Annotated in this window: 21 protein-coding genes; 11 read left to right on the plus strand and 10 right to left on the minus strand. The window is 32.3% G+C overall.

Going from position 1 to position 18,491, the window contains the following annotated elements:
* Positions 1-118 precede the first annotated feature (118 nt).
* Positions 119-844: an RDD family protein gene (locus ACW5R3_RS09700; protein WP_456576816.1), complete on the minus strand. Its 726-nt coding sequence runs from the start codon at positions 842-844 to the stop codon at positions 119-121.
* Positions 845-876: 32 nt separating this feature from the next.
* Between ACW5R3_RS09700 and ACW5R3_RS09705 the strand changes: the two genes are divergently transcribed.
* From ACW5R3_RS09705 to ACW5R3_RS09735, 7 genes are all read left to right on the plus strand, one after another.
* Positions 877-1,842 carry a stage II sporulation protein M gene (locus ACW5R3_RS09705; protein ID WP_456576817.1) on the plus strand — a complete coding sequence of 322 codons (966 nt, stop codon included), beginning with the start codon at positions 877-879 and terminating at the stop codon, positions 1,840-1,842.
* Positions 1,843-1,852: 10 nt separating this feature from the next.
* Positions 1,853-2,776: a hypothetical protein gene (locus tag ACW5R3_RS09710; RefSeq protein WP_456576818.1), complete on the plus strand. Its 924-nt coding sequence runs from the start codon at positions 1,853-1,855 to the stop codon at positions 2,774-2,776.
* Positions 2,766-3,491, plus strand: a complete 726-nt coding sequence (locus tag ACW5R3_RS09715) for a DUF4129 domain-containing protein (protein ID WP_456576819.1) — start codon at positions 2,766-2,768, stop codon at positions 3,489-3,491. Before ACW5R3_RS09710 ends, ACW5R3_RS09715 begins: the two co-directional genes overlap by 11 nt.
* Positions 3,484-4,683, plus strand: a complete 1,200-nt coding sequence (locus ACW5R3_RS09720; protein WP_456576820.1) for a DUF4350 domain-containing protein — start codon at positions 3,484-3,486, stop codon at positions 4,681-4,683. Before ACW5R3_RS09715 ends, ACW5R3_RS09720 begins: the two co-directional genes overlap by 8 nt.
* Positions 4,683-5,684, plus strand: coding sequence for an AAA family ATPase (locus ACW5R3_RS09725; protein WP_456576821.1), 1,002 nt, complete (start codon positions 4,683-4,685; stop codon positions 5,682-5,684). Before ACW5R3_RS09720 ends, ACW5R3_RS09725 begins: the two co-directional genes overlap by 1 nt.
* Positions 5,685-7,016 carry a DUF58 domain-containing protein gene (locus ACW5R3_RS09730; RefSeq protein WP_456576822.1) on the plus strand — a complete coding sequence of 444 codons (1,332 nt, stop codon included), beginning with the start codon at positions 5,685-5,687 and terminating at the stop codon, positions 7,014-7,016.
* Between the two features lie 121 nt (positions 7,017-7,137).
* Positions 7,138-7,557, plus strand: coding sequence for a DUF2141 domain-containing protein (locus ACW5R3_RS09735; protein ID WP_456576823.1), 420 nt, complete (start codon positions 7,138-7,140; stop codon positions 7,555-7,557).
* A 75-nt stretch (positions 7,558-7,632) separates the two neighbouring features.
* Here the strand turns inward: ACW5R3_RS09735 and ACW5R3_RS09740 are convergent, their stop codons facing one another.
* On the minus strand, positions 7,633-8,112 hold the full coding sequence (locus tag ACW5R3_RS09740; RefSeq protein ID WP_456576824.1) for a Dps family protein: 480 nt from the start codon (positions 8,110-8,112) through the stop codon (positions 7,633-7,635).
* Between the two features lie 104 nt (positions 8,113-8,216).
* Between ACW5R3_RS09740 and ACW5R3_RS09745 the strand changes: the two genes are divergently transcribed.
* On the plus strand, positions 8,217-9,155 hold the full coding sequence (locus ACW5R3_RS09745) for a LysR substrate-binding domain-containing protein (RefSeq protein WP_456576825.1): 939 nt from the start codon (positions 8,217-8,219) through the stop codon (positions 9,153-9,155).
* A gap of 49 nt (positions 9,156-9,204) precedes the next feature.
* Here ACW5R3_RS09745 and ACW5R3_RS09750 read toward each other — a convergent pair whose 3' ends face one another.
* The 7 genes from ACW5R3_RS09750 to ACW5R3_RS09780 all read right to left on the minus strand — a co-directional run bounded on the left by ACW5R3_RS09750 (position 9,205) and on the right by ACW5R3_RS09780 (position 14,420).
* Entirely contained in the window at positions 9,205-10,200 is a 996-nt protein-coding gene (locus tag ACW5R3_RS09750; protein WP_456576826.1) for a hypothetical protein, read from the minus strand.
* Positions 10,178-11,230: a cytochrome-c peroxidase gene (locus ACW5R3_RS09755; protein ID WP_456576827.1), complete on the minus strand. Its 1,053-nt coding sequence runs from the start codon at positions 11,228-11,230 to the stop codon at positions 10,178-10,180. Before ACW5R3_RS09755 ends, ACW5R3_RS09750 begins: the two co-directional genes overlap by 23 nt.
* 69 nt (positions 11,231-11,299) lie before the next feature.
* Entirely contained in the window at positions 11,300-12,103 is an 804-nt protein-coding gene (locus tag ACW5R3_RS09760) for an MbnP family protein (RefSeq protein WP_456576828.1), read from the minus strand.
* Positions 12,104-12,180: 77 nt separating this feature from the next.
* Positions 12,181-12,564: a hypothetical protein gene (locus tag ACW5R3_RS09765; RefSeq protein ID WP_456576829.1), complete on the minus strand. Its 384-nt coding sequence runs from the start codon at positions 12,562-12,564 to the stop codon at positions 12,181-12,183.
* 89 nt (positions 12,565-12,653) lie between these two features.
* Positions 12,654-12,851, minus strand: coding sequence for a hypothetical protein (locus ACW5R3_RS09770; protein ID WP_456576830.1), 198 nt, complete (start codon positions 12,849-12,851; stop codon positions 12,654-12,656).
* Positions 12,852-13,066: 215 nt separating this feature from the next.
* The gene (locus tag ACW5R3_RS09775) at positions 13,067-13,867 is read right to left on the minus strand and encodes a TIGR00266 family protein (protein WP_456576831.1); all 801 of its coding nucleotides are present in this window, start codon (positions 13,865-13,867) and stop codon (positions 13,067-13,069) included.
* 97 nt (positions 13,868-13,964) lie between these two features.
* The gene (locus ACW5R3_RS09780) at positions 13,965-14,420 is read right to left on the minus strand and encodes a DUF4442 domain-containing protein (protein WP_456576832.1); all 456 of its coding nucleotides are present in this window, start codon (positions 14,418-14,420) and stop codon (positions 13,965-13,967) included.
* 145 nt (positions 14,421-14,565) lie between these two features.
* On the opposite strand from ACW5R3_RS09780, the gene ACW5R3_RS09785 reads away from it, so the two are divergent.
* From ACW5R3_RS09785 to ACW5R3_RS09795, 3 genes are all read left to right on the plus strand, one after another.
* On the plus strand, positions 14,566-15,012 hold the full coding sequence (locus tag ACW5R3_RS09785) for a DUF4870 domain-containing protein (RefSeq protein WP_456576833.1): 447 nt from the start codon (positions 14,566-14,568) through the stop codon (positions 15,010-15,012).
* 108 nt (positions 15,013-15,120) lie between these two features.
* On the plus strand, positions 15,121-15,465 hold the full coding sequence (locus ACW5R3_RS09790) for a PadR family transcriptional regulator (protein WP_456576834.1): 345 nt from the start codon (positions 15,121-15,123) through the stop codon (positions 15,463-15,465).
* Positions 15,458-17,281: a PspC domain-containing protein gene (locus ACW5R3_RS09795; RefSeq protein WP_456576835.1), complete on the plus strand. Its 1,824-nt coding sequence runs from the start codon at positions 15,458-15,460 to the stop codon at positions 17,279-17,281. Before ACW5R3_RS09790 ends, ACW5R3_RS09795 begins: the two co-directional genes overlap by 8 nt.
* 178 nt (positions 17,282-17,459) lie before the next feature.
* On the opposite strand, the gene trxB is transcribed toward ACW5R3_RS09795, so the two are convergent.
* Complete coding sequence (trxB, locus tag ACW5R3_RS09800; RefSeq protein WP_456576836.1) at positions 17,460-18,446, minus strand: thioredoxin-disulfide reductase; 987 nt, start codon at positions 18,444-18,446, stop codon at positions 17,460-17,462.
* Between the last annotated feature and the right edge of the window lie 45 nt (positions 18,447-18,491).

The raw sequence follows: 18,491 nt of genomic DNA on the forward strand, positions 1-18,491 counted from the left end.
CATTATTTTTTTAATGCAAACAAAGGTATGTATTACAATAGTTTAAGAGGCAGAACTTATCTGTTTATTTTCAACACAAAACAGTCATACATCCTTATTAAAACACTTATGAATTGTATTACATATTCTGAGTATAGTAGTTATAGTCTTTTAAAATTGTGTCTATAAACTCTTTATCAAACATATCTGTTTCAATGTGAAGTAAAGTGCAAATTTTATTCCGCAGAATCGTAAGTGTCTTAAAGTCATTATTCCGCTTCGATAATATAAAAGCTTCTTTAATAATACGTACATCTTTATCTGTTAACTGCGTTACATTAGTGTATACAGGCTGGTAATCATCATTTATATCCTCTAAAATAGTACTTGATATTTTATGCTGTTTTTTCGCACTTATAACAACTGTTCCTGCTGCCGAATCACCTACACGTTGCTTTTTATCAGAAAGTAAAATACTCATAACGCCTATTGATGCAAAAAAGAGCCAAATATCAACTAAGCGAAGCATCCATCGCACCAACAAATTATACCATTGTGTAGGTGCACCATCTAAACGAACAACTTTTATTTTCATAATCATTTTCCCTACGGTTTGCCCATTAAAAAGCACATGACAAATTAATGAGTAAAATAACGCAGGTAGCGTAACCAAACCTACAACACCACGAGCTGTCCAACTATCTGATTCAAATAAATCTGAAAAAGTAACAATATTCTCCATAACAGTCATATAGACTATTAATATCAGGCCATCTATTAAAAAAGCCACTAAGCGCTCACCGATACCAATCAGCTTATAATCTAAATTCACATTTTGCGCCGTGTTAATTGCTATTTTGCTCATGGAAATGTATATTCGTTTAAATTTTAATGTTTATGCGCGAAGCATCATTCGTGAAGCAAAATAAGGAAAAATGGCTAATTTTTGAAAAAGCATTACACAATAATGTTAAAATAAACCCAGACGACCTTGCTTCCTATTATATACAACTTACTAACGACCTTTCCTTTGCGCAGACCTACTACCCTGACAGCAAAACACTTTTGTATTTAAATGCTTTAGCAACGGAAGCTCATCAAAAAATTTACATCACCAAACGGGAGTCTAAAAACAAAATAGTTTCTTTTTGGAAATATGAATTTCCGCTTTTCTTTAAAAACCATCAAAAAACCTTACTCCATACTTTTTTAATATTTATGGCTGCTGTTTTAATTGGTGTTGTTTCAACATTAAATGATGACAGTTTTGTACGTTTAATTTTGGGAGACGCTTATGTGAACATGACAATTGAAAATATAGAAAACGGGGAACCTATGGCTGTTTATAAAAGCGGCAGTCAAATAGGAACATTTCTAGGCATTACTATAAACAACATTAGAGTTGCTATAATGGCCTTTGCTTTTGGTGTATTCTTTAGCGCCGGAACTATATATGTATTATTTAGCAACGGTATTATGCTAGGAGCTTTCATAACATTCTTTTATAATTACGGCATTCTAGAAAAAACATCTACAATTTGGCTACATGGTACTATTGAAATTTCAGTTATAGTTATAGCAGGATGTGCCGGAATAGTTATGGGAAATAGTTTTTTATTCCCTAAAACCTTTTCTAGACGCGTAGCATTTATGAAAGGCGCTAAAAACGGATTAAAAATTGTAGTAAGCACCATCCCGTTTTTTATAATTGCTGGTTTTATTGAAGGCTTTATAACACGGTTTGGCGAACAAATGCATCCAGTTTTAGCTTATGGAATAATAATATCATCCTTAGCCTTAATTGTATTTTATTATATAATTTACCCCATTCAACTAAACAAAAAAGCGACTTTAAACCTATAAAAAATATCGCATGGAAAAACCTTATTTAGAGCTACGTACCCGAAATACTTTTGGCGATATCATCAACAATTATTTTCAGTTCTTAAAATTAAATTTCAAGGATTATATAAACCTGTATTTACGATACAATGCTTTAAGCATCATACTAACACTAATAGGCTCTTACCTTTTAGTTACTGGTTTTATGGGAATGGCTAGTCGAGATTTCAGATTTGGTATTGATTCTGATTTAAACACTAACATTTACTTAATTGCTGGTGGTATTTTACTGCTAATTATTCTATTTATAACAGCCATCTTAAATTACAGTTTTTCAACTGCCTATATAAACGAATACGTTAAGCACGAAGGGGTGGTTAAATCCGAAAACATCAAGCAGGCCATAAAAACAAGAATAGGCTCTATTGTATTGTTCATCCTTATTGGAGTTGCTATATATTTCGGATACCTTATTGTCTCTACTATTTTAGCCTTTATTCCTTTGTTAGGTATGTTTGCCCAATACGCTATTAGCTTTACAATTAATGCTCTTTTTGGTTTATCGTTCATGATTATATTTAATGAAAATAAAGCCGTAGGTGAAGCATTATCAGAAGGATGGTCTTACACCATTTCTAATTTTGTACGAGTTGTTTTTTTCGGTTTAGTTATTGGAATCCTTAACTTAATGATTACTTTTTTAATCCTTTCTATCCCTGGATTTATCATCGGTATTTACACTTATTTCTCAATTGAAAGCGAGGTTGACTTTCTTACAAGCACGTTTGCCACTATTGTATTTACAATAGGTTTTGCAATATTTATCCTTTCGTTTGTATTTTCACAAGCACTATCTCAAGTTGCTTATGGAGTTTTATTTTTCAACCTACATGAAGAACGTCACAACACGTATTTACAAGAGCGAATTGAAGAAATAGGAGTTCATGATGAGTAAAACAGTAAAACACAATATTGTTATTATGTCTTGTTTGCTATGTAAGCAAACAATTTCATTGGCTCAAAACGCCATTCAAAAAGACACAACCCATATTTCAGTAACCTACTTTAAAGATGGTATTAAAGAACGTTATAGTGGACGTGATTTTAATTACAGCGTAGATGATACGGGAGGCATTAACTTAATACAACAATTACTTCAAAAGTTTTTCGGATGGTTAGAAAGCATCTTTGGAATTAAATTAGATTTTATTGATTATAAAACCTTAGAATATATTGTTTATACTATTCTGTTTGCTGCTGCTCTTTATTTATTTATTAAATTCATGATGGAATCGCCAATAAGTACCGTTTTTAAAACTGAAGAAAAGAGCATTGATAATTTTAGCTATGTAGAAGAAGATATTCAACGTGTAGATTTTGACAACCTGATTTCTTCGGCATTAGAAGATGAAAATTACCGCCTAGCTACCCGATACTTATATTTAAAAACGTTAAAATTATTAACCAACAAAAACATCATTGATTGGCATTACGATAAAACAAACTCCGATTATCTAAGTGAAATTACAGACACCGATATAAAGCAAGAGTTCGAGCGCATTTCTTATATCTATGACTATGTTTGGTATGGTGAATTTTCTATAAATAGAGACATATTCTCTAAGAACCAAATCCATTTTAACTCATTAAATAATCAGATAAATGGATAAGCGATCAAAAATAGCGTTATATAGCATCGGGGCCATTATTATACTATTAATGATTGCCGAAGTCATTAAACCTAAAGCGTTAAATTGGCGAAACTCCTACTCTGGATCCGACAAAATCCCCTTAGGATGCTATGTGATTTATAACGAATTAAAAAATTATACATCTAATAATGTAACGGTATCAGAGCGAAGTTTATATGAATATTTAAATGCTAATCCAGACTTAAAAAACACAACGCTCTTACTTATAAACGATTATATTTATCTAGAAAATGAAAGCTCTGAAGCTATATTAAACTTTGTTGAAAATGGCAATACCGTTTTGATTAGTTCCGGTTCTGTAATGGGGGATTTTGCCGACACACTAAATGTAGCGATAGACAGAGATTATAACGACTTTTTAAAACAACCTACCAAAAACACTTTTACAAATTCAAGTTTAAAGGCTAACCAAGCCCTCTTTGAAGATGTTATTGAAAACAGCTATTTCACCTCAATAGACACACTTAAAACAACTGTTTTAGGACATATGTTAAGTGAAGACGGTAATATTAAAGAGGTTAATTTTATACGAACACCATACGGTAGTAATGGTGGCATGTTTTACATACACAGCAACCCTTTTGCTTTTTCAAACTACCATATGTTAGACAACAAAGCGAACTATACCGCAAGTATTCTGTCGTATTTACCACATTCCAATAAAATTATTTGGGATAATTATTACAAAAGCGGTCGGAAGGTTATAAAAAGTCCTTTGCGCTTTATTATAAGCAACACCGCTTTAAAATGGGCATTTTACACCTCACTATTTGGGTTAATTATTTTTGTGATTTTTAAAGGTAAACGAACACAACGTGTTATTCCGGTAATTGAACCACTTAAAAACTCAACCGTTGAATTTACCCAAACTATTGGCGATTTATACTTTCAACACGGTGATTATACAAATATCATAGAAAAGAAAATTACATATTTTTTAGAGTACATAAGAAGCAATTACTATTTGGAAACCAATGAATTTAATGAGCGTTTTATAACAAAACTAGCCGTTAAATCATCAAATACTATACAGGATACCAAATCGCTTATAGACTTAATAACATTATTAAAATCCAAAAATAAGCATACGGAAAAAGAGCTTATTGCATTAAACGAACAAATAGAACGTTTCAGAAAAAACAACTTATAATGGAAGACATAAACCAACAAGAAGGCGAAGATTTAAACTTCACAAACAGAATTGATCTAAAACCGCTACAAGCACATGTAGCCGATATTAAAAATGAAATTAGCAAAATCATTGTTGGTCAAAGCGATATGATTGAGCTTCTAATTATCTCAATTTTATCCAATGGTCACACCTTAATTGAAGGCGTTCCTGGAGTTGCTAAAACCATTACTGCTAAACTTCTTGCTCGTACTTTAGATGTAGACTTTAGCAGAATACAATTTACACCAGATTTAATGCCTAGTGATATTTTAGGTACTAGTATTTTTAACGTTAAAACTAATGAGTTTGAATATAAAAAAGGTCCTATATTCTCTAACATTATTCTTATTGATGAAATAAATAGAGCTCCAGCAAAAACGCAAGCAGCCCTTTTTGAAGTCATGGCTGAACGTCAAATAACTATTGATAATAACCATTTTAAAATGGCACCTCCCTTTTTGGTTTTTGCCACACAAAACCCTATTGAACAAGAAGGTACCTACCGATTACCAGAAGCGCAATTAGACAGGTTTTTATTTAAAATAAATGTAGACTACCCATCACTAGAAGATGAGATTCAAATTTTAGTAGATAATCATAAACGCGAAGATCAATTAGATTACAATACCATCAAGCCTGTTTTAAATGCTACCGATATCGTTAAATATCAAGCTCTCATAAAACAAATTCTGGTTGAAGACCACCTACTCCATTATATTGCTTCTATTGTAAATAACACCCGCAACAACGCTAATTTATATTTAGGTGCGTCACCTCGAGCTTCAATTGCCATTTTAAATGCCGCTAAAGCTAACGCCGCAATTAATGGACGTGATTTTGTAACTCCAGACGACATAAAACGTTGTACAAAAGCCATATTAAAACACCGCTTGGTATTAACTCCTGAACGAGAAATGGAAGCTTTTACAGTAGACAAAGTGGTAGATCAAATTCTTGAAACTATTGAAATACCAAGATAATTGAAACGTATTTTTAAACATATTTATCTAGAATCTCGGTTCTTTATCGGCCTAATTGCTTTTGCTTTTCTATTTCTTTTAGCTTACCAATTTCCTGGTCTATTACCTTATAGCATTATGTTATTTGGTCTGTTTTCTGCTATAACATTGGTAGACGTCGTGCTACTTTTTAAACAAAAAGGATTAGAAGCTACACGTATACTTCCTGAAAAACTGAGCAACGGTGATGAAAACCCTATTAAAATAATACTTAAAAATAGCTATAATTACAACGTAAGTTTAAAACTGATTGATGAAATGCCATTTCAATACCAAAAACGTGATTTTGAAATTAGCACCAAATTAGATAAGCTTTCTGATAAAAACATAACCTACACCCTAAGACCTTTAGCACGGGGAGAATATCACTTTGGAAATTTAAATGTTTATGTTAGCTCACCAATTGGTTTATTAACTAGACGTTTCCAGTTTGGTAAAAATGCCATGGTACCCAACTACCCTTCTTTCCTCCAGCTAAAAAAATATATGCTTATTGCTTTCTCAAACAAAATTTTCGAGTTTGGGTTAAAAAAAATTCGTCGTATTGGCCATACCATGGAATTCGAGCAGATAAAAGAGTATGTTCAAGGCGATGATATTCGGAATATCAATTGGAAAGCTACTGCTAAACGTAGTCAACTAATGGTAAATCAATTTCAAGACGAACGCTCCCAACCTATTTACAGCGTAATTGACAAGGGGCGCTCTATGAAAATGCCATTCAACGGATTAAGTTTATTGGACTACGCCATAAATGCGACACTGGTTATCAGTAATGTTGCATTAAAAAAACAAGATAAAGCAGGAATGTTTGCTTTCTCTAAGAAAACAGCAAATAAAGTTGTTGCCGAACGCAGACCTTCACAAATGAACCAGATTATGGAAACCCTCTATAATTTGGATACAGATTTTTCGGAATCTGATTTTTCACGACTATATATCGACATTAAACGTAGTTTAAATCAGCGTAGTTTAATACTACTTTATACAAATTTTGAAACATTAGATGCGCTTCACAGGCAGCTACCCTACTTAAAAGCTATTGCAAAAAACCATGTTTTAGTAATTATCTTTTTTGAAAACACCGAATTAGATCGTTTAACTCTTAAGTCATCTAAAAATACGTATGAAATTTTTGAAAAAACAATTGCAGAAAAATTTGTTTACGAGAAGAAACTCATCATAAATGAACTTCAAAAACATGGTATACAAAGTGTTTTAACAGCGCCTGAAGATCTAACCCTAAACACCATTAATAAATATCTAGAAATTAAAGCCCGCGGATTGATTTAATAAGTTCCCTTAGTTCATTTACAATCTATCCCTTAAATATGACACTTGAGAAACTTAATATTTTATAAATACGTGATTATGTAGATATTTACCATGTATTAATCTAATAAAACTAATATTTATGAAAACACTTGCCACTATTCTTGTTTTAACCCTTACAACGTTTTTAACACAAGCTCAAGAAAAACTAGAAACGTACACAATTAGTGTTACCGTTGAAAATCCCGTTAATGCCAATGGCCATGTGTTAATAGGTTTGCATACTGCCGATACATTTATGAAAACAAAAGCTTTACAAAACCGTAAAGTCAAAGTTTTAGATGGCAAGGCTAAAGCTACGTTTGAAAATCTAGAACCAGGAAACTACGGTTTAATGGTTGTTCATGATGAAAACGACAACTCACGAATGGATTTTGAAGAAAATGGTATGCCTAAAGAGAATTACGGTATGTCTAACAACCCCATGTTGTATGGACCTCCATCCTTTAACGATGCGAAATTTGAATTGACAGAAAACACCGAAATTAGCATTCGGTTTTAAATAATAATTAAATAAAAAAAAGAGCGACCTACACATTATGTTTAGGTCGCTCTTGTTATTATAACAAGTATAGTGTTATACTGTTTCGCTTAACCAAGCTTTCATCATCCAAACTGTTTTTTCCTGCTCGGTAATAAAATCACTCATCATAGAGTTTGTTCCCTCGTCGTCAGCTTCATCCGTTTTATTTAAGATCTGACGTTCAATTTGTAATAACTCAGATAAAGAATCTACAATTAAACGAACCGCTTTTTCATCTTCAGAAATACTCTTACCTACCGGTACTTTAGCAGCTTGAATATAATCGTCAAACGTATGCAACGGTGTTTCACCCAAAGTTAAAATACGCTCTGCTATTTCATCTACTTTCATATTAGCGTCTGTATATAACTCTTCAAACTTAACATGTAAATCAAAAAAACGCTTACCTTTTATGTTCCAATGAATACCTCTTAAATTTTGGTAATACACTTGGAAATTAGCTAATAACCCGTTTAGGTCATTTGCAATTTCTTTAGTTTTTACTTGATCTAATCCTATAGTATTTAATGTCATAATGATATGTTTTTTAGTTTAATGCAAATTTAAGTCATAATTAGCAGCAATACATATAAACTTTATTGATAGATTTTATATTTTTATAGTCTAAATTGATACTAATGACTATTACCCAACTTTATTATGTTCTAGCCGTTGCTGAGCAACAAAATTTTACCAAAGCAGCCGAAAAATGTTTTGTAACGCAACCAACTTTGAGTATGCAAATTCAAAAATTAGAGGATGAATTGGACATACTGATATTTGATAGAAGCAAAAAACCTATTGAACTAACAGAAGTTGGTAAAAAAATAGTTAATCAAGCTAAAAATATTGTTAATGAATCTTATAGAATTCAGGATATTGTAGATCAACAAAAAGGGTTTATTGGCGGGGAATTTAAAATTGGAATTATTCCAACTGTTATGCCTACTTTACTTCCTATGTTTTTAAAGACATTCATTAAGAAGTTTCCCAAAATTAAACTAAAAATAGAAGAGCTTACAACCGAAGAAATTATATCCCGCATAAAAGAGGGCCATTTAGACGCTGCTATTGCAGCCACACCTTTAGAAAACGAATTTATAAAAGAACGTGTACTTTACTACGAACCTTTTGTAGGCTATATTCCTGAAAGCCACCGTTTACATAGCAAACAAAAATTAGACACATCCGATTTAGAAATAGACGACATGTTACTACTTGAAGATGGACATTGCTTTAGAGATGGTGTTATAAACTTATGTAAAGCTTTTAAAAATCAAAACGAAGATCAGTTTCAAATTGAAAGTGGAAGTATTGAAACATTAATAAAGCTTTCAGATGAAGGTTTAGGCATGACCTTATTGCCATACTTACACACCTTAGATTTAAATGAGAAGGCTAAACAGAACTTACATTACTTTAACGAACCATCACCAGCACGTGAAGTAAGCCTTCTTTATCATAAAAGTGAATTAAAAATGCAAATAGTAGACGCTATGCATACTGTTATATCTGGTATTATAAGAGGTGCTATAGCGTTTCAAAATGTAAACATTATTAGCCCGCTACCTAAATAAAAAAACTCATGTGCAAATAAAATATCCTATTTGCACATGAGCTATTATATTATAACGCATAGTTTAAATAAACTGAAAAGCGTCTTTTAGATTCTACATTATCTCCAAATAAACTTTGAGATACTGGTAAGCTATAATTAGCACCAAAAATAAAGTTATTGATAGCTATTTCAAACCCTAAGCTAGAATTTACAATATACCCATCTGTATCTGGTAACGTTTCATCATATTGCTCTATTGAATCATAGGTGTCACCTGAAATCCCTACAAATGGTGAAACATTAAAATTTGTAAATGGAAACATATAAAATGTATTTAAAGCATAGCTAAATTGATTTCCAAACTTGTACTCATTTTTGTTTACACCTTTTAAGTAGTATGTAAATAAGGTATTAAGTCCAAAACGGTCTAATCCTAAATTATAACCAACTGCCGCTATTCCATCAAAACTACCAGTACCAACTTGAAATCCTGGATTAACACGATCTGTTAAACTTTCTTCAAAATCACCTGTAGGAAATTTAATTCCTAGGCCAAACTGTACAGAGTGTGGTGATTTCTCATTAGCATCCACATTATAATCAACACCAATCTCACTCTCTTTTTGCTTTTTATTAAACTGATATTTGTACCACGCTATAGCATTAATATCCCCCAAACCATTAATATGTTCATCTTTATCAACATAGGACCTATTAAGATCTTGATATGGTACAGTTGCCGTTACATAAAAAGTTTTATATACTGGAATTTGTGCCCAAAGCTGGTAAGTATTAAAAGTTTCTTTAGTTCGAGGAGAATCTTCATAAATCCCATCAATAGACTCAAATGCTTGATACATGTAACGAATTCCAAGAAAGTTTGCATTACTTAAAGTACCAAAACCAAAACTCCCACTACTTGTTGAGCAACCACATAAATCGCAATCGTATTCAAATAAATAATGCTCATGCGGAGGAATAGGATTTGTGTGCGCTTGCATATTTACTACAACGCATAAAAAGCCTACTACCGCTAATTGTTTAATATTCTGAAAATCTATCATCGTTTAAAAATTCATTATCTGTTAATGTTATTAAAAAAGCTATTAAACTTTCTTTTTCGTAGTCTGACAATGTAATACCAAAACTACCATCTTCTCTAAGCAAACTTGGATCTACATTTCCGTTATCAACCATACCTGAATCGTAAAAATCTAAAACAGCACTTAAGCTAGAAAAACGACCATCATGCATATAAGGAAATGATTTCTCTACATTACGTAAACTAGGCACCTTAAACTTATATAAGTCATCTGGGTTTTCTTGAACTAGAAAACGCCCCTTATCATTTAATTGTGGATTTATAAATAAACCTGTGTTTCGGTAAGTTTGATCTGTAAACAAATCAGTAGCATGACAGCTCACACATTTATCTTGAAAGGTATTATACCCATCTGTTTCTAGAGTCGTTAAGGTTACATTATCTTCGTTTCTAACAAACTTATCGTATTTAGAATTTGATGAAACCATCATAATCATAAATTGAGATAAGGCTTTTAGCATATTAGAGCTGTTAACCTCTCCATCATCGAATGCGCGTCTAAAATCTTCTGGATAATTAGCATCTGCTTTCAATTTATTAATAACATTTCCAACAGTCTCCCCCATTTCAAGGTCGCTTGTTAAAGGAATGATAGGTTGTAAATCTAAATGAGAGGCAGCACCATCCCACATAAATTCAGATTGGTATGCTAGGTTTTGAATAGGTTGTGAGTTTCTAAAACCTATTCCACCGTTTACACCGTGACTTAAAGTATGTCCATGGTGCGTAAAAGCAAAAGCCTGTTCGTGGCAAAAGGCACAAGGAATGGCTCCATTTGCTGATAATTTACCATCGTAAAACAGTTTTTTACCTAATTCGAAACCTGCTTGGGTAACCGGATTAGCTTCCAAATTATATGCTATATCAGGGAAATTACTAGGCACTTCCACTTCAAGTGGAATTGGCACATATGCTTCTGTTCCAGTATGATCGTCTTTAGAACAAGACACTATAACCAAAAGAATAGATACCAAAATAAATAGTTTTTTCATTTATCTTGTTTTTAAAAAAAGGGAAATAAGGGGAAGACATACGAGACTTCCCCTTGTAGAATTATAAATCTATTCGTTATGTACGTGATGTACAGAGAACATACCGTTAATATTATCGGCAATAATTGTTGTCGTTTGTGTATCTGTATGAACTTGGCTATACCCATCATCAAAGCTCACTGATGTTTCTCCATCAAAAACTTGTGAGATATCTGCTTTAATATGAATTTCTGGCGATTTTGTCTCTCTAACAAATACCGTATTTGGTAATTGCAATGTTACATCTCTGTAATTATCTAAAGCAGTTCCAACACTTCCCATGTGCACATTTAAAGCTCCATCTGTAACTTCATCAGACGTAAAAGTTCCATCTAAACGAATAAAACGATAGCCAGTAGCCCAAGACCATAACATGCCTTCTTCTTCTGCCTCCTCAAGAAAATCACCTTGACCAGCTGCTCCTGTTAAAAAACGTTCTTGATCTACACCAACACCAAAGCTAACAGCGGTATAATTGGCTGCATCAATATTATTTAATACAATATGAATTTCTCCAGCATTATTACCATCTGCTTCATCTACAATAAAGATGTTTTCTTCATAAGGGTAGTAAAATGAATTACCATCACTATCTATTAGCGTAACATTACTAATTAAGTATTTTAAGGTTTCTAGTTTATAACTTTCATTTCCTGATTTTGTATAGGTATTACCAAAAATAAAATCGCTATCACCTACTCCGTTATCAAATTTTAATGTTAAACTTCCTTTTTCTCCTGTAAGATCTCCTGAGTTAATGCCATCATCATCTGATGAACAAGAAATCATAGTTATAGTTAGCATTACTAAAAATGCTGATTTTAAATATTTCATTGTAATTTTTAATTTAATATAAAAGTGCTTCTTATGGCAAGCACCATACAGCCTTGTAAAAAAATGGATATATTAAATTAAACTTGTGGGGGTTTATAGCTTGTATCTGCTAATAAACTATTGTAGTTATTAACGTAAGTATTAGTTACTTGACGTTTAATTGTTTTCTTTTTAGTTTCAGTTGAAAATTCAAAGAATTCAATATGATTAAATATTGGAAAAAAGCCTTCTAAAACGGCTAAATCGTTATAATCTGAATTATCAGAAGATTTTTCATCTATTTGAAGTTGCTTAGCTAGATGACATTTACCATTACATTGTAATTCTGGCTTATCTTTATTAACACAATATTTCTGAATAATAGACTCAACATTTAATTCATAATAAGCTACTTGACCTAAAAAATATATAGGTCTAAGCGACAATACAAAAATTAATATGATAGCCAAATATTGCTTCAATGGTTCTTCTTTTGTGCAAAGATAACACTTTCCTTAAAAGCCTTAAATATATTAACCTAAAAAGCGACCGAATTCGGTCGCTTTTTTTATTAGGTTTTTAAGTATATTAAACATTTATCTAATTCTGGGTTTTGCTGTACTAAAGATTCAATATGAATCCGCAACTCTTCAATTTCATATGGTAATAATCGCTGAAGCGCTTTTTGTACTTCTTTGCAAAACAACGTAGCATCAAAACTTACTTTACTAAGTATCGTTTTCGTATACTCAAACATTGCTCGTGCCATTTCTTTTATAATTTTAGGTTAAAAAGTAAATTTGTTTAATAGGCAAACGGTGTTTTATTGTTTCTATAAATATAGTAAAAAAAGCCCTATGCTATTCTATGCCAACAAAACTTTAACATCTCAAACAAATTCATTAAACAAGAATAATTATTGGAAAAGCGTCTACACCATTAGCTTTCATAAAATTAGTTAACCACTAATTATTAATCTTAAATTTAAAACCGATTATCTCCATCCAACAAATTACCTAAGCCTCCTAAAAGACTTCCTTCCCCTTTGTCTTTACCACCAGCTTGTGCCGCCGAAGCTAACACACGACCTGCCAATCTGCTAAAAGGTAATGACTGAATATACACGGTACCTGGACCTTGTAGTTTGGCAAAAAACAAACCTTCACCACCAAAAATTGTATTCCTAATACCTCCAACAAATTCAACATCGTAATCTATAGTTTGTGTAAAACCTACAATACATCCTGTATCAACGCGTAATACCTCTCCTGGCTGTAGTGTTTTCTTAGCCATAGTTCCACCTGCATGAACAAAAGCCATTCCATCTCCTTCCAACTTCTGCATGATAAATCCTTCACCACCAAAAAGTCCACGTCCCAGACGTTTACTAAATTCTACGCCAACGCTCACCCCCTTAGCTGCACATAAAAAAGCATCTTTCTGGCAAATAAATTTACCGTTATGGGCGCTTAAATCTATAGGAAGAATTTTTCCGGGATATGGTGAGGCAAAACTAATACGCCTTTTACCTACTAAATCATTATAAAAAGCGGTCATAAACAAACTTTCGCCGGTAAGAATACGTTTACCAGCTCCTAGAATAGAACCTAAAAACCCTGTGTTTTTGGAAGATCCATCACCAAAAATAGTTTCCATCTTAATACCGTCGTCCATCATCATAAAACTACCGGCTTCGGCAACAACACCCTCTTGAGGATCTAGCTCTACTTCTACATATTGCATTTCCTCCCCGTAAATGGTATAATCAATTTCATGTGCATTCATATTATAAATAGTTTTAGTTATTTATAGGTTGCATATTTTATTATTTTGTTACAAAACGATAAAATTATTCATGAAATATTAGAATTCTACAACAATCTTAGGACTTAACTTTTAGTGTCCATTCAAAGTTAAATTCAGAAACCACCACATTATCGGAATTTGTTCCAACGGCATGCATAGTAACTACTTGTCCTTCTCCTGTTTCAATTGTTCGTTTTATAGCTTCATCAATTTTAGGACCATCATGACACACAAAAGTAATGCGCCCTGTTGCTTTTTTTACAAAAGTTGCATTATTAGAAGCTACCAGCATAGATATCTTTTTACCGCTTTTAGTTATTTTTTGCATAACTAAAGCACCTGTAGATAATTCTGCAGCCATACCTTGAACAGCCCAAAACATGGATTTAAAAGGGTTTTGGTTTACCCAACGATGTTTAACACTTACCTCACAGCTATTGGATGTTAAGGACTTCGTTCTAACTCCAGTAAAGTAAGCAGCTGGCAGCTTGAACATTAGAAACATATTAAGTTTACGTGGTGAGATACTCATACTAAATCTATATTTTTTTTAAATATAGATAAAATTACACAACTTCAAATATGTTAATTTTATGTTAAATTACAGTACTTTGTATTGCATAATACCTTCTTTTAAACATATATTTGTATAAGAAACTATTATATACTTTTATAACATGCTAAATAATCACGCCAAAAACATAGCAACTTGTATTCATTTATCAACGTTTACTCGGTTTATTATTCCATTCGGAAACTTAATAGGACCGTTAACGTTATGGGTCATTAATAGAGATAAATCGGAATTTATAGACCAACATGGCAAGCAGGCTATTAATTTTCAGATTAGCATTTTATTATATGCATTATTAATAGGTATGATAACTGTCCCGTTTTTTATTTTTAACCTGATAAGTGGATTCAATATTCTGGACATAGACACATTTAATAGTATACACATTAACCTTACTAAACCATCTCCTCTACTTTATATAACAGGCGGACTCGGTTTTTTAGCTATTATAGGTTTTGTTCTTGAACTTGCACTTATAGTTAAAGCTGCATTAACAGCTAGAGATGGTGATGTATTTAAATACCCATTAACAATCCATTTCTTAAAATAATCAAAAAATAATCATCAATAAATCAAATCAAAAAATGAACAGTTTAAAAATCTTAGAAGGACAAAGCCGTTTTAAGCCTTTTCCTTTGATCAAAATTCACAGAAACACATGAAAATAGAAAACACGAAAGCCCAAATGCGTAAAGGTGTTTTGGAATACTGCATACTTTCCGTTTTAAAAGATGACGATGCATATGTTGCGGAAATATTACAAACATTAAAAGACGCCAAATTACTTGTGGTTGAAGGAACCATATACCCGCTGTTAACCAGACTTAAAAATGCAGGACTGCTTAATTATCGTTGGGAAGAATCTACCTCGGGACCACCACGTAAATATTACGGTCTAACTGAAACCGGTAAGTTGTTTTTAAACGAATTAACAACAACTTGGAATGAATTACAACACGCAGTAAATATAGTAACCAGTCAAAAAAACACGAAAAATGAATAAAACAGTCAACATAAATTTAGCCGGTATATTTTTTCATATAGATGAAGATGCATACCTTAAATTACAACGCTATCTTGAGGCTATAAAACGTTCATTTACAGATTCTCAAGGACGATCAGAAATTATTTCAGATATTGAAGCTCGTATTGCCGAATTATTTAACGAACGCATCAAACATGATAAACAAGTTATTGGCAATAAAGAAGTTGAAGATGTTATTACTATAATGGGGCAACCTGAAGATTATTTAGTAGATGACGAAATATTCGAAGACGAACCTAGTAGCGCACACCAACAAAATTCTAGTCCTAATAAAAAGCTTTTTAGAGATACTGAAAACTCCTATATAGGAGGTGTTTCTGCTGGATTAGGTCATTATTTTGGCATAGAAACCATATGGATTCGTTTGCTTTGGGTACTACTAATTTTTGGAGCCGGTACAGGTGTATTCTTATATATTTTACTGTGGATTTTAATTCCAGAAGCAAAAACTACTGCCGACAAACTAACAATGACAGGAGAACCTGTAAACATTAGCAACATTGAAAAAAAAATAAAAGACGGATTTGATAACGTTTCTGATGTTGCTAAAAATGTAAGCGACTCCTTATCAGGAACGGCAAAATCTGTTTCAGAATCGGTATCTGGTGCTGCCAAAAATGTAAACTTTCAAAAACAGAGTTCAAGTATTAAATCTAGTTCGCAAAGTTTTTTTGATGCCATTGGTAATCTATTTATGTTTTTCTTTAAGATTATAGCTAAGTTTATCGGTATAATTCTAATCCTTATTGGAGCAGGAACACTTATCAGTCTACTAATAGGTTTATTTACAGTAGGAGTAACAGATTTAATTCATTTACCTGGTTTTGGATTAATTGAAGCTGCTAATGTATCAAACACACCTATATGGTTAATTTCCACACTTATTTTCTTTGCTTTTGGAATACCTTTCTTTTTTGTATTCTACTTAGGATTAAAAATATTGGTAACTAATTTAAAGTCTATAGGTAACATTGCTAAGTTTACCCTTTTAGGTATTTGGCTAGTAACCCTTATTAGCTTGGCTGTAATAGGTATTAAACAAGCTACACAACATGCTTTTGATGCTAGTGTTTCAGAGAAAGTCGTGTTAAATATTACGGCTAATGATACACTGAGGTTGAAAATGACAGAAAATTTAAAGTACAACAAAAACTACCAACGTAGTAGTAGCTCTGGCAAAATAAGCTATGATGAAAATGATAATGAAATCATTTACTCTAGAGATATCCGATTAATCGTAAAATCTACAAAAGATACGGTAGCCTATTTCAATATTGAAAAAAAGGCAGATGGCAACAACTATTTAGTAGCTAGAGAGCGTGCTAATAATATAAATTACAACTATCAAGTTCAAGGAAACAGTCTAAGTTTTGATCCTTTTTTAACCACCGATATTTCTAATAAATTTAGCGATCAAGAAGTTGAAATAACGTTATACCTTCCAGAAGGTAGCACCTTATACGCGGATGATTCTACCTATGATTTTCACAGAAATTATAGTAACTATAATGACATTTTAGAAAATGGTATGGAAGAGCATTTCTTAAAAATTATTAACGATGGTGTTATTTGTGAAAACTGCCCTAAGGATAACGACTACAAAGTTCATGTTAATATAAGCAACGATGATTCGCATGTAAAAATTAATGAAGAAGGCGTTAAAATCCAATCTAGCGATTCTAGTTTAGAATTAAATGAAGACGGAATTAAAGCAAATAGCGAAGAAGTAAAAGTAAACATTGACGAAAATGGCATAGAAATAACGAGAGACTAACATCTCAAAAAATCATCAATCAAATCAAAAAAAACCAATCATTATGACCACATTATCAAAATTAATCATCGCGGTAATTATAACATTATATACCGTATTATTTTAAATGTCTAATTTATTAAAACGAAAAAACCGAAGCTTTTGCTTCGGTTTTTTTATGTTCAATAATATTAATATACTAGTTATAAGTTGAAGTTGCTACTTCAAAATCAGCATCTTTAGCTGCTAAATAACGTTCAGCATCTAAGGCTGCCATACATCCGGTACCTGCTGCTGTAATAGCTTGTCTGTAAACATGATCGGCTGCATCACCAGAAACAAAAACACCTTCTAAATTGGTTTTTGATGTTCCTGGTACATTAATAATGTATCCTGTTTCATCTAAATCTAAGAATCCTTTAAAAATATCGGTGTTTGGTTTATGACCAATAGCTACAAAAAATCCTGTTGCTGGAATATCATGTTTTTCTTGTGTTTTATTATTAAATACACGTACACCTGTTACAACTTGACCATCACCTAAAACCTCATCAGTTTCTGTGTTGTATAATATTTCGATGTTTTCAGTTTTCTCCACGCGATTAGCCATAATTTTAGAGGCTCTAAATTCATCACGTCTTACCAACATAGTTACTTTTTTACAAAGCTTAGAAAGGTAGTGCGCTTCTTCACATGCGCTGTCTCCTGCTCCAACAATAACGACTTCGTGATTTTTATAGAAAAATCCATCACATACAGCACATGCCGATACACCGCCACCTAGTTTTAAGTATTTCTGTTCAGAATCTAAACCTAAATATTTTGCAGAAGCACCAGTAGAAATAATAACAGTATCGCAGTGAATTTCTTGAGTTTCATTAACCCAAACTTTATGTGTTCCTCCTGTTTTAGAAAAATCAACTTTCGTTACCCAACCGTCACGTACATCTGTTTCAAAACGTTCAGCTTGTTTTTGCAACTCCATCATCATGGCTGGACCTGTTATTCCCTCTGGATATCCTGGAAAGTTCTCAACTTCATTGGTTGTTGTTAATTGACCTCCTGGTTGTGTTCCTTGATATAAAACAGGTTTCATATTTGCTCTGGCAGCATAAATAGCCGCTGTATAACCAGCAGGACCAGAACCTATTATTAAGCATTTTACTTTTTCTATAGTTTCAGACATAATGTGATTGTAAATTTGTTACTACAAAAGTAGAATTTTTGATAC

Source organism: Algorimicrobium bowmanii, assembly GCF_054031195.1.

Coding starts and splice junctions, on each gene's coding strand:
- ACW5R3_RS09700 (WP_456576816.1), bottom strand. CDS start 844: ATGAGCAAAATAGCAATTAACACGGCGCAAAATGTGAATTTAGATTAT.
- ACW5R3_RS09705 (WP_456576817.1), top strand. CDS start 877: ATGCGCGAAGCATCATTCGTGAAGCAAAATAAGGAAAAATGGCTAATT.
- ACW5R3_RS09710 (WP_456576818.1), top strand. CDS start 1,853: ATGGAAAAACCTTATTTAGAGCTACGTACCCGAAATACTTTTGGCGAT.
- ACW5R3_RS09715 (WP_456576819.1), top strand. CDS start 2,766: ATGATGAGTAAAACAGTAAAACACAATATTGTTATTATGTCTTGTTTG.
- ACW5R3_RS09720 (WP_456576820.1), top strand. CDS start 3,484: ATGGATAAGCGATCAAAAATAGCGTTATATAGCATCGGGGCCATTATT.
- ACW5R3_RS09725 (WP_456576821.1), top strand. CDS start 4,683: ATGGAAGACATAAACCAACAAGAAGGCGAAGATTTAAACTTCACAAAC.
- ACW5R3_RS09735 (WP_456576823.1), top strand. CDS start 7,138: ATGAAAACACTTGCCACTATTCTTGTTTTAACCCTTACAACGTTTTTA.
- ACW5R3_RS09740 (WP_456576824.1), bottom strand. CDS start 8,112: ATGACATTAAATACTATAGGATTAGATCAAGTAAAAACTAAAGAAATT.
- ACW5R3_RS09745 (WP_456576825.1), top strand. CDS start 8,217: ATGACTATTACCCAACTTTATTATGTTCTAGCCGTTGCTGAGCAACAA.
- ACW5R3_RS09750 (WP_456576826.1), bottom strand. CDS start 10,200: ATGATAGATTTTCAGAATATTAAACAATTAGCGGTAGTAGGCTTTTTA.
- ACW5R3_RS09755 (WP_456576827.1), bottom strand. CDS start 11,230: ATGAAAAAACTATTTATTTTGGTATCTATTCTTTTGGTTATAGTGTCT.
- ACW5R3_RS09760 (WP_456576828.1), bottom strand. CDS start 12,103: ATGAAATATTTAAAATCAGCATTTTTAGTAATGCTAACTATAACTATG.
- ACW5R3_RS09770 (WP_456576830.1), bottom strand. CDS start 12,851: ATGGCACGAGCAATGTTTGAGTATACGAAAACGATACTTAGTAAAGTA.
- ACW5R3_RS09775 (WP_456576831.1), bottom strand. CDS start 13,867: ATGAATGCACATGAAATTGATTATACCATTTACGGGGAGGAAATGCAA.
- ACW5R3_RS09780 (WP_456576832.1), bottom strand. CDS start 14,420: ATGAGTATCTCACCACGTAAACTTAATATGTTTCTAATGTTCAAGCTG.
- ACW5R3_RS09785 (WP_456576833.1), top strand. CDS start 14,566: ATGCTAAATAATCACGCCAAAAACATAGCAACTTGTATTCATTTATCA.
- ACW5R3_RS09790 (WP_456576834.1), top strand. CDS start 15,121: ATGAAAATAGAAAACACGAAAGCCCAAATGCGTAAAGGTGTTTTGGAA.
- ACW5R3_RS09795 (WP_456576835.1), top strand. CDS start 15,458: ATGAATAAAACAGTCAACATAAATTTAGCCGGTATATTTTTTCATATA.
- trxB (WP_456576836.1), bottom strand. CDS start 18,446: ATGTCTGAAACTATAGAAAAAGTAAAATGCTTAATAATAGGTTCTGGT.